The following is a 10236-nucleotide window of genomic DNA, read 5'->3' as shown; positions in this document are numbered from 1 at the left end:
ATGCGTGATGTCCTCGCGGCCATGTTGCCCGACTGGCGAAGCGGTGCCACGGCAGGCCTGGCCACCGTTGTGAGCACATTCAGATCTGCGCCCCGGCTCCCCGGGGCCGCCATGCTGGTGACGGCCGGCGGCGAGGCCGTGGGCTCCGTCTCCGGCGGCTGCGTCGAGGGCGCCGTCTACGAGCTCGCCACCCAGGTCAAGGACGACGGCGAGCCGGCCCTGGTGCGCTACGGGATCAGCGACGACGACGCCTATGCCGTGGGCCTGACCTGCGGTGGAATCATCGACATCTTCGTCGAACCTGTCTCCCGGCAACACTTTGCCGAACTCGACGCCGTCGCCCAGGACATCACCGCCGGGCGCCGCGTGGGCGTCGCCACGGTCATCGAACACCCGGATGCCGGCCGTGTGGGGCGGCACCTGGTTGTCAGGCCGGACGGTTGCGCGGGTGACCTGGGCTCGGACCGGACCAACCGCGCCGTCGGCGACGACACCCAGGGTCTTCTCGCCGCCGGCCGGACGGGCATCCTGAACTACGGCGTGGACGGCGAGCGGCTGGACACCGGCATGCGCGTCTTCTTTGCCAGCTATGCACCGCCGCCGCGCATGCTCGTCTTCGGCGCCATTGACTTCGCCGCGGCGCTGGCGCGGCTGGGCGCGTTCCTGGGCTACCGGGTGACCGTCTGCGATGCGCGGTCCGTCTTCGCGACGCCCGCGCGATTCCCTGACGCCGCCGAGGTGGTCAACGCGTGGCCACACCGGTACCTAAGCGAGCAGTTTGCCCAAGGGCTGCTGGATTCCAGGGCTGTGCTCTGCGTCCTGACCCACGACCCGAAGTTCGACATCCCCGTCCTTGAGGTGGCCCTGCGCGGCAGCCCCGTGGCCTTTATCGGCGCCATGGGATCCCGGCGCACGCACGAGGACAGGATGGCACGGCTTCGGCAGACGGGACTGACTGGGGCCGAGTTGTCCAGGCTTCACAGTCCTGTCGGCCTGGATCTGGGCGCCCGCACCCCGGAGGAAACGGCGGTGTCCATCGCGGCAGAGTTCATCGCCCAACAGTGGAGCGGCAGCGGGGAGCCGTTGCGGCAGCTGGGCGAACGGATCCACCACGACGAGCAGTTGTGACTGTGTGGCCATGACGGCGGACGAGGCCCTGCGCTGGACGCCGGCGCTGCTGCTCGCGGCAACGGGCTACTCGGCCGGGCAAAGCCTACGAGGAGCCGGGCCGGCGGGTCTGCTTTCATGTTCGCTGCCCAGGCCGCCTGACCGCCGCTCCCCCAGTTGCTTCGGATCCGACGCACCGGATTCCGGCTACCGCGCGGCGACCGCCGCGGGAGCCAGCAGTTCGCGGTACCGGGCGGCGTGCCGGCCGAGTTCGTCGGCGTCCACCCGGGGTGCCGAATGCAGGATGAGTGGCCGGGCCATCTCCAGGCCGCACAAGTGCGCAGTCGCGTCGAGGGGGCGCAGGAGCTCCTCCATCGTGAAGCGGTTGTGTCCTGCCGGCGCGTAGGAGGATTCAGGGCCGCCGGTCGACAGCACCAGCTGGAGCCGCTTTCCGTGGAGGGCGTCGCCTCCGGCGCCGTACGCGAAGCCGTATGTGAGCACCTGGTCCATCCACTCCTTCAGGACCCCCGGGACGGAGTACCAGTGCCACGGGAACTGCCAGACGATGGTGTCGTGCCCGCGCAGCAACTCCTGTTCCCGGGCGGTGTCGAACCGCCGGTCCGGGTGGGCGGCGGAGAGGTCATGCACCGTCACGTGCTCCAGGTCCATGATGGCTGAGGTGAGGTGCGCGGTGATCCGCGAGCTTTCCAGGTCAGGGTGGGCAACAAGGACGAGTGTGCGCTGTGGGGTCATGGAAGGTTCGTGCTTCTTTCAGAGTCGGATTCGAGGCCGACCAGAGCCGAGCTGACCTGCCAGAGGCGGTCAATATCGGACTGGCTGTAGCTGCGTTTTGATGATTTCTTGGGAGTGCTGCTGGCAAAGTACTGGCCGGTGACGTTTTCGAGCTCCGGCGCCGAGGCAAGGTAGATGGAGGTCCGGGCGCCCTGCTCGGGGGTTTTCATCCACCGCTGAACCAGCGGTGTCAGGAACTCTTGCAGCCGGCCCGGATCTTCGGCTCCGAACGCCGTCGCCACGACTCCGGGGTGGAGCACATTTGCGGTGACGCGGGTGCCGGAGAGACGTGCGGCGAGTCCGTAAGTGAACAAGACGTTGGCCAGTTTCGACTGGTTGTACGCCCGCTGCCCCGAGTAGGACCGTTCGGCCAGCAGGTCCGCGAAGTCCATCCGGGCCATGGCCTGGGCGCCGGACGAGACCGTTACGATCCGCGCCGGTCCGCTCTCCTTCAACCGTTCAAGGAGCAGGTTGGTGAGCAGGAAAGGAGCAAGGTGGTTAAGGGCGAAGGTGTACTCAAGTCCATCCACGGTGACGCGGCGGGTGTTCCAGAATCCGCCCGCATTGTTGACCAGCACATCGAGGCGGTCCAAGGTATTCAGCACCTCCTCGGCCAGCCTGCGGACTTCCCGCTGGGAGGAGAGATCGGCGGTGAACACCTCGACGGGGGCCGACGCCACAGCGCGGATCTCCTCAGCTGCCCGAGATGCCCTGTCAGCGTTGCGGCCGGTGATGGCAACCCGCGCACCCAGGGCGGCCAGACCCAGAGCCGTGGCCTTGCCGATCCCGCCGGTGCCTCCGGTGATCAGAACTGTCTTTCCTGCCATTGACAGCATTCGGTTCTCGCTCTCGGTGTTCGTTGCCGCAAAGCTGCATGAGTGGGGTGTAGACAGGTTTGTCTACATCGGGAACGAAGGTATCAGACAGAACTGTCTGTGCACAAGCAGCGGCCGGCCCTGCTCCACCGCGGGGCGTTCGGGTCGGCTGACGGGCTCCGCAGTGGCCGTCCGGGCGGCCGCCGGGCGTATGCTCTTGGCATGGCGAGATACTTCGATGTGCACCCCGAGAACCCCCAGCACCGTTCGATCCTCCAGGCGGTGGACATCGTGCGCTCAGGCGGCCTGATCGCTTACCCCACGGATTCCTGCTATGCGCTGGGCGCTCAGCTGGGCAACCGGGAGGCCCTGGACCGGATCCGGACCATCCGGCAGTTGGACGGCAAGCATCATTTCACCCTCGTCTGCAAGGACTTCGCCCAGTTGGGCCAGTTCGTCCAGATCGACAACGATGTGTTCCGCAGCATCAAGGCCGTCACGCCCGGCAGCTATACCTTCATCCTGCCGGCGACCAGGGAGGTCCCGAAACGTCTGCTGCACCCGAAGAAAAAGACCGTTGGCGTGCGCATCCCGGACAACCACGTCGTGCAGGCGCTGCTCGCTGAGCTCGGCGAGCCGCTGCTGTCGAGCACTTTGCTGCTTCCCGATGAGGAAGAGCCACTCACTCAGGGGTGGGAGATCAAGGAACGCCTGGACCACGTGGTGGACGCCGTGATCGACTCCGGCGACTGTGGTGCCGAGCCAACCACGGTGATCGACTACTCCAGCGGCGTCGCGGAAATCGTCCGGCGCGGCATGGGTGATCCGTCGCGCTTCGAGTAACAGTCGCGCTTCGGTTAACAGACGACGCCGGCAACGGCATGGCGCCGGCCGGGCGCCGGGGCGGACCAGGCGGGGCGGACCAGGCGGGGCGGACCAGGCGGGGCGGACTAGGCGGATTCCGCCGTGGCCGCCTGCCGGTTCCGCAGCCACCGGCGCACGAGGTCGATGGCGGCGACAAGCCCGGCCAGGGGCGAGAGCACCGCTGCGGCGTAGACGAACATCATCCACGTCAGGGTGGTCACCGGGCTTTGGCGGGTGCTCAGGAGGGACAGTCCGCCGAAGAGGCCCAGGACCCAGAACAGGATGACTCCGGACAGCACAGCGGCTGCGGGGAAGTACTCGTTCGTGACGACTTTCTTCAAGGTTTCCATGGGCCCTCCTCACACCTGGCGGTGGGACTGCCCGCCGGGGATATTCCCAGTATGGGGCCCGGCGCGGCGGAATTCCCCGAGAATCCCGGCCACGTGACGAAGCTAACGCCCGCGTCCGGTTGGCGGCCATCCCGGTCATCAATTGGGCGCCGCCGGTCCACCGGTGGCGGCCCCGCGGGGGTCAGACGGCGGCCCGGACGCGCTGGAGGAAGGAATCAAGCACCCGCCCGGCGTTCTCATGCATGCGCCGGGACTCGGCCGCCGGCAGCTGCCGGCTCTTGGGCCCGTTCAATCGCTCGCCCAGATAGAGCAGCGCCGCCAGTACCTCGGAGAGTTCGGAGTTGCTTTCCGCACGCTGCCGCAGGAGCCGCAGATGAGCTTCCTGGAGGGCCGGACCGGGGCTGCAGCCAAGGTCGCGGTCGAAGAGCCGCCGGCAGCGGTCATAGGCCGAGAGGCCCTCCGCCGGCAGGCCTGCCTGTTCATAGGCCGTCACCAGCACCGTCCAGGCCCGCTCGTTCAGGGGCTCCGCGCGAATGGCAGCCTGGACCAGGTTGACGGCATCGTCTGGTTTGTCCAGCAGAGCCGCCGTTTCTGCCGCGAGGATCTGCAGCGCCACCTTTTCGGCTGTATGACGTGCGCGCGCCTCTTCGGCCCAATCGGAGGCAAGTTCGAACCCGAGCAGCGGCTCCGCGGAAATCTCCAGGGCCTCGAGCATCAGGGGGTAGGCCTCCGCCGGAGGCAGCTCACCCGCGTCGCGGACCAGGTCACGGAACCGGAACAGATCGAGGTCCACGAGCGTAGGGTCCAGCACGTAGCCACTGTTGGCCGTGCGGAGCGGGCCGGTCTTAGTCTGCCCCGGCTGGATGGCACGGCGGATACCGCTGATATAGCTCTCGAGGGTCGCTACGGAGCCGTCACTGGCTCCTGCTCCCCAGAGAAGATCGATCAGGCGGGTCTTGGACACGGGCGTGCCAAGGTTCAGGAGAAGGATTTCCAGTATGTGCCGGGGCTTGCATCCGCCCATGTCGGCGGCGGTGAGCGCCACGCCGTCCCGGCGCACTTCGAATGATCCGAAGAGGCGGACCGAAATGGAAGGTGCTGTTTCCTTTGGGCTATCCACGATGTTCTCCGATTTCCCCAGGTAAAACGAACTCAATCGTCTATGGAGAGCCGGATCAACATTGAAACCAGGCCGTACTGAGGCTCTGTTCCCTCCGGCTTTCCAATGACACCGTGACACGCCCGGCGGGGCGCAACAAGGCATGCCGCTACCCGATCTTTCGCCCAAAGAAAGACGCGTACAGGGGTCAGTACCGCTGAGTAAGCGGGCGGAGCGGAGGGCAGGTGATTGCGGCGCCAACCAAGTAATTCCGCGGGCCGCCGCCATGCGGACCCAAGTAGTTTAGGCGGGCAAGGAATTGGCCCCCGGCGGCCAAATTCCAGCACGTTGAACCGCGGGTCCGGACCGGGTTCCCTACTGGTTATCGGTCATCTCGGCGGGCACAGCCACCAGTCGCAGGTCCGCGCCGTCCCGGAGCACGGCAAGGTCCAGCGGCTCCCCGATCGCTTCGGCGAACAGCAGTTTCTGCAGGCTCTCGGCGTTGGACACATACATGTGTCCAACCTTCAGGAGGATGTCGCCGGCCCGTAGCCCGGCCCGCTCGGCGGGGGAATCCGGAAGGACTTCGACCACGAGCAGGCCCTCCCTGCGGCCCGTCCGGACGACGGCGCTCGGCTGCAACTGGATGGGTGTGTTGACCAGGCCCAGGTAGGCCCGGCGGACGCGGCCGTCCTTGAGCAGCGAAGCGATGATCCGCCGGGACGTCGCGTTGATGGGAACGGCCAGGCCGAGCCCAACACCGGCCACGGCCGTATTGATGCCGACGATCCGCCCGCGGGCGTCTGCCAGCGCCCCGCCGGAGCTGCCGGGGTTGAGGGCCGCGTCGGTCTGGATGACGTCCTCGATCACGCGCCGGCTCCGCCCGGACCAGACCGGGATCGAACGGCCCAGCCCGCTGACCACCCCGGCGGTGACGGAGCCGGCAAGCCCGAGCGGATTGCCCACGGCAATGACCAGCTGGCCGACCCGAAGGGACTCGGCATCGCCGAGTTCAGCCGGTGCAGCGGTGGGTGCCCTGCCGTGGACCACGGCAAGATCGGAGAGCGGGTCGGCGCCCACCACGTCAACAGCCGTGCTGGTGCCGTCGGCGAAGACTGCGTGGCCGGACTGGGCGCCTCCCACTACGTGGGCGTTCGTCAGCAGATATCCGTCCGTGGTGAACAGCACGGCCGACCCCGCACCGACCCTCAACCTGCCGTTGCGCCCGTTGCCGGTCATCTCGAGCGCGGCGACGTGCTGGGTGACAGCCTCGGCCACGCGGATGACCGTTGCGGAATAGGAATCCAGCGGGTCTTCGGACACATCGGATCCGGATACCCTGCTGATTGACGCGGCCACGGTGCACCTCCTGCTGAACGGTACTCATCCAAGTCAACCACCGCCGTCCCGGGAGTAGTCCTGGCGGGCATACGCCGTCAGAGAAATACGCAGGATGAAGCGGCGGCGGTGCAACAGTTCAGCCCGGCGCGGATCCGCGGCTAGGCTCGGACGTAGATCCGCCCGACAGCCCAGGAGAACCTACGTGACACCAACGTCCGCCTCCCCCGCCCCGCTGCCCCTGCCGGGTCTGACCTGGGGCATCAAGCGCAGCTTTATGGATTACATTTCGGGACTCCCGGACGGTGCTGTTTCCGCGGCCGACGGCGCCACGGTCACTGCGTCCGGAGAGTTCTGTTTCGCTCCCGCCGGTTCCGAGTACGATCCCGCCAGTGGCACCGGGGTGCTGCGGTTCCGCGGCGATGTCCGCGTCGCCGGGCACCACGGAATGATGTTCGTCCGGCTGCTGGATCCATGGGTCGAGTTCGCGGCCGGGCACGGGGTCCTGTCCATCAGCACGGGCGACGGCGGCGGGACCGACCGCTCGGATGTCGGCACCCTGCGCACTGCCGCGCCCCGCAACATGGAAGGGTTTCTCGTCTGGGAGCGCGTCGAGGTCGCCATCTCCCAGGCCGGTTCGGAACTGTTCGACGGCCAGTACGCCGACGGCCAGGCGATGGACCCCCTCGTCATCCGGGTGCCGGCGTAGTCAGGACGGGCCACGGCGCGGACGCTAGCGTGGACGCACCGGACGCACCCTCACCGGCGCGATGATCCCGATCAGGGCCACGGCGGTCATGGAACCTGCCGCCATGATCGAGGCGAGGACGACGATCTGGAAGCGGCCCGCTTCCAAGGGTGAAAGGCCGCCGAAGATCGCACCCACAAACGCCCCGGGCAGGGTGACGAGTCCCGTCGTCTTAGTCTGGTCGGTCGAAGGGATGAGGGCTGAATAGACGGCGCGCCGGGCCAGCTCCAACGTCGACTGACGCCGGGTCGCCCCCAAAGCCAGCCACGCTTCAACCTCATCCCAACGTTCATTCACCGACTCGGCAAAGTGCCGGCCGGCCAGGGTGGCGATGGTCATAGCATTGCCGATCACAATCCCCCCAATTGCCAGCGCGTAGCGGGGCGTCAGGGCTATCGCGCCCGTGCCGAAAACGATCGCCAGGGTCACCAGGATGCCGGCCGCCATCGAGCCGCCCACTACCGCCAGGCGGCCCCAACTCCACCCCAGGCGACGCGCGGCCGTCACTGCGGCCACCGAAAACATCACGAGAAGTGCGGCGCCGACCCAGACCGGACTGGTGATGACAGTGCCCAGTATGAGGCTGATGACAGCCAGTTGGACAGCCCCGCGCAGGATGGCCAGCGCCGGCGCCGTTCGGTGCGGGATCCGGAAAACCGCAAGCAACCCCACGGTGACCAGCATCAGGAGCCCGACGCCCAGCAGCGTGGGCAGGAGATCAGTCAGGGCGGTCATCACGCCAGCCTATAGACCTTCCCGGCAGCACCATGGGCGGCATCGGCTGTCGGCTGCCTTCCCTCGCCGGACACGGCTGCCGTGCTGGGCACCCGCGCGTCCGTCTGCAAGGATGTGAACGGTCGTCGCGCCGTCGGGGACTGAAACTGGTCAAAGGAGATGCTCCATGGTTGAACCCGCCCTCGTAGCCGACGGCGTCGACAGCGAGGCCCGCCGGCATGTGCTCCGGGCCTTGGCGGCGGGCACGGGCGTCGGGTGGGACGGCGCGGACCGGGCCGTCTTCGAAGAGCGCTTCGACCGTCATTTCCCGGCCTTGTTCCGGCTGTTCCACGATCTCTACGGCGCACGGCCGGATTGGCTGGAGCAGCTCACCGACCTTGTGATGCAGTCTGCCCGCTCGTGGGCCGAGAGGCCTGCCGCGCTCAAGGGCCTCGACGCCGAACGGGAACACAACAGCGGCTGGTTCCAGTCCAACACCATGCTCGGCGGCGTTTGCTACGTCGACAGATACGCCAGGGACCTCGAAGGCGTCCGCGCCCGGATCCCCTATTTCAAGGAACTGGGCCTGACCTACCTGCACCTGATGCCGCTGTTCCTGGCCCCCGAACCGCACTCCGACGGCGGCTACGCCGTTTCCAGTTACCGGGACGTCAATCCCGGGCTGGGCACCATGGAGCAGCTGCGTGACCTCGCCGCCGAGCTGCGGGCGAACGGCATCAGCCTCGTGGTCGACTTCATCTTCAACCACACCTCCGACGAGCACGAATGGGCCCGGAAGGCGGCCGCGGGCGAGCCGGCCTACAGCGACTACTACTGGATCTTCCCGGACAGGTCCATGCCGGACGCGTTCGAGCAAACCGTGCGCGAAATCTTCCCGGACGACCATCCCGGCTCATTTGTGGATTTGCCGGACGGACGGTGGGTCTGGACCACGTTCCACACCTTCCAGTGGGACCTGAACTACTCCAACCCGGACGTGTTCCGGGCCATGGCGGGCGAGATGCTGTTCCTGGCCAACCAGGGCGTGGACATTCTCCGGATGGACGCCGTCGCCTTCATTTGGAAGCAGCTCGGCACGCCCTGTGAGAACCTTCCCGAAGCCCACACGCTGCTGCAGGCGTTCAACGCCGTGTGCCGGCTGGCGGCGCCGTCGCTGCTGTTCAAGTCCGAGGCGATCGTCCACCCCGACGAGGTGGCCCGCTACATTGACCCCGCCGAGTGCCAGCTCTCCTACAACCCCCTGCAGATGGCGCTGACCTGGGAGGCGCTGGCCACCCGCGACGTGTCCCTGCTCACCCAGGCCCTGGAGCGGCGCCACAATATTCCGGACGGCACGGCGTGGGTGAACTATGTCCGCAGCCATGACGACATCGGCTGGACGTTTGCGGATGAGGACGCCGCCGAGCTTGGCATCAATGCCTTCGAGCACCGGCGGTTCCTCAATTCCTTCTTCGTCAACCGTTTCCCTGGCAGCTTCGCCCGCGGCGTGCCTTTTCAGGACAACCCCCGCACCGGCGACTGCCGGATTTCCGGCACAACGGCGTCGCTCTGCGGGCTCGAGGGCGGAACCGCTGCGGCGGTGGACCGGATCCTGCTGGCCCACTCGGTGGCCTTCAGCACCGGGGGCATCCCGCTGCTGTATCTCGGTGACGAGGTCGGCCAGTTCAACGACTACGGGTACGCCGCCGAGGAAGGCCACGGAACGGACAGCCGCTGGGTGCACCGGCCGCACTACCCGGCCGCAGGGTACGCGCGGCGCGCGGAGCCGGAAACCCCCGCCGGGGCGGTCTTTGCCGGGCTGCGCCGGATGGTGTCCGTACGGTCCGCGACGCCGGAACTGGCCGGGACCCGGCTGGTCGGGTTCGCCACGAACAACCCGGGTGTCCTGGGGTACCAGCGTCCCGGAAATGGAACGCTGATCCTCGCCCTGGCCAACTTCAGCGACGGCCCCGAGGAGGTAACGGCGTTGACGCTCTCCGGCTTCGCGGCCGGCGCCGTCGACGTCCTGACCGGCGCCCACGTGTGCCTCGACGCGGGACTGGTCCTGGACGGCCGGCAGTTCGTCTGGCTCCGGGTGACGCCCCGGCCCTGAGGCGCTGGCCCGCGGCTTATCGGCATGGAATACCGGTAGCGGCTGTTGTCGGCGCCTGCTGCGCCGCTTCGCCCGGGTGCCGTGTCCGGCCGCACACTGGTTGAGGAGAGCGTGCGGCCGGAATCTGTGGACGAACGGCCCCGTGGCGGCCGGCGGCCGGTCTTATGCGGCCTATTTCCACTCTCCCCCATCCCGCTGAGAAGAGACTGAGAGCAGCCTCTCCCTGGGGACGTGCGCGCATGCAGGAGCGCTCCGGCCACCGCCGGGGGTGCCGGCCGGGGCGGGCGGCGCCGGCA

Annotated in this window: 10 protein-coding genes; 4 read left to right on the top strand and 6 right to left on the bottom strand. The window is 67.8% G+C overall.

Annotated features, from left to right (window positions below; all coding sequences use genetic code 11):
• Window positions 1-1128: an XdhC family protein gene (locus AC1DKN_RS13210; RefSeq protein ID WP_476871522.1), complete on the top strand. Its 1128-nt coding sequence runs from the start codon at window positions 1-3 to the stop codon at window positions 1126-1128.
• A 186-nt stretch (window positions 1129-1314) separates the two neighbouring features.
• Here the strand turns inward: AC1DKN_RS13210 and AC1DKN_RS13205 are convergent, their stop codons facing one another.
• Window positions 1315-1860, bottom strand: coding sequence for an NAD(P)H-dependent oxidoreductase (locus AC1DKN_RS13205; RefSeq protein ID WP_476871521.1), 546 nt, complete (start codon window positions 1858-1860; stop codon window positions 1315-1317).
• Entirely contained in the window at window positions 1857-2726 is an 870-nt protein-coding gene (locus AC1DKN_RS13200; protein ID WP_476871520.1) for an SDR family NAD(P)-dependent oxidoreductase, read from the bottom strand. Before AC1DKN_RS13200 ends, AC1DKN_RS13205 begins: the two co-directional genes overlap by 4 nt.
• A gap of 210 nt (window positions 2727-2936) precedes the next feature.
• Here AC1DKN_RS13200 and AC1DKN_RS13195 point away from each other — a divergent pair, with 210 nt between their 5' ends.
• On the top strand, window positions 2937-3557 hold the full coding sequence (locus tag AC1DKN_RS13195) for an L-threonylcarbamoyladenylate synthase (protein WP_079549522.1): 621 nt from the start codon (window positions 2937-2939) through the stop codon (window positions 3555-3557).
• A gap of 107 nt (window positions 3558-3664) precedes the next feature.
• Here AC1DKN_RS13195 and AC1DKN_RS13190 read toward each other — a convergent pair whose 3' ends face one another.
• The 3 genes from AC1DKN_RS13190 to AC1DKN_RS13180 form a co-directional block, all read right to left on the bottom strand.
• The gene (locus AC1DKN_RS13190) at window positions 3665-3928 is read right to left on the bottom strand and encodes a hypothetical protein (protein ID WP_476855967.1); all 264 of its coding nucleotides are present in this window, start codon (window positions 3926-3928) and stop codon (window positions 3665-3667) included.
• Window positions 3929-4109: 181 nt separating this feature from the next.
• On the bottom strand, window positions 4110-5048 hold the full coding sequence (locus AC1DKN_RS13185; RefSeq protein WP_476849580.1) for an AfsR/SARP family transcriptional regulator: 939 nt from the start codon (window positions 5046-5048) through the stop codon (window positions 4110-4112).
• Window positions 5049-5402: 354 nt separating this feature from the next.
• Window positions 5403-6386 (bottom strand): S1C family serine protease, encoded by a 984-nt coding sequence (locus AC1DKN_RS13180; protein ID WP_476871519.1) that lies wholly within the window; start codon window positions 6384-6386, stop codon window positions 5403-5405.
• 184 nt (window positions 6387-6570) lie between these two features.
• Between AC1DKN_RS13180 and AC1DKN_RS13175 the strand changes: the two genes are divergently transcribed.
• Complete coding sequence (locus AC1DKN_RS13175; protein ID WP_476871518.1) at window positions 6571-7074, top strand: HtaA domain-containing protein; 504 nt, start codon at window positions 6571-6573, stop codon at window positions 7072-7074.
• Between the two features lie 24 nt (window positions 7075-7098).
• Here AC1DKN_RS13175 and AC1DKN_RS13170 read toward each other — a convergent pair whose 3' ends face one another.
• A complete protein-coding gene (locus tag AC1DKN_RS13170; protein ID WP_459384844.1) occupies window positions 7099-7848 on the bottom strand; it encodes an ABC transporter permease in 750 nt (249 codons plus the stop codon).
• Between the two features lie 166 nt (window positions 7849-8014).
• Here AC1DKN_RS13170 and AC1DKN_RS13165 point away from each other — a divergent pair, with 166 nt between their 5' ends.
• Window positions 8015-9940: an alpha-amylase family protein gene (locus AC1DKN_RS13165; protein WP_476871517.1), complete on the top strand. Its 1926-nt coding sequence runs from the start codon at window positions 8015-8017 to the stop codon at window positions 9938-9940.
• The last annotated feature ends 296 nt before the right edge of the window (window positions 9941-10236 follow it).

This window comes from Arthrobacter sp. 01N444 (genome assembly GCF_056399305.1).
The sequence above is the reverse complement of the archived record's forward strand: the minus strand, read 5'-3'. Positions and strand labels throughout refer to the sequence as shown.

Coding starts and splice junctions, on each gene's coding strand:
- AC1DKN_RS13210 (WP_476871522.1), top strand. CDS start 1: ATGCGTGATGTCCTCGCGGCCATGTTGCCCGACTGGCGAAGCGGTGCC.
- AC1DKN_RS13165 (WP_476871517.1), top strand. CDS start 8,015: ATGGTTGAACCCGCCCTCGTAGCCGACGGCGTCGACAGCGAGGCCCGC.
- AC1DKN_RS13205 (WP_476871521.1), bottom strand. CDS start 1,860: ATGACCCCACAGCGCACACTCGTCCTTGTTGCCCACCCTGACCTGGAA.
- AC1DKN_RS13170 (WP_459384844.1), bottom strand. CDS start 7,848: ATGACCGCCCTGACTGATCTCCTGCCCACGCTGCTGGGCGTCGGGCTC.
- AC1DKN_RS13190 (WP_476855967.1), bottom strand. CDS start 3,928: ATGGAAACCTTGAAGAAAGTCGTCACGAACGAGTACTTCCCCGCAGCC.
- AC1DKN_RS13200 (WP_476871520.1), bottom strand. CDS start 2,726: ATGGCAGGAAAGACAGTTCTGATCACCGGAGGCACCGGCGGGATCGGC.
- AC1DKN_RS13195 (WP_079549522.1), top strand. CDS start 2,937: ATGGCGAGATACTTCGATGTGCACCCCGAGAACCCCCAGCACCGTTCG.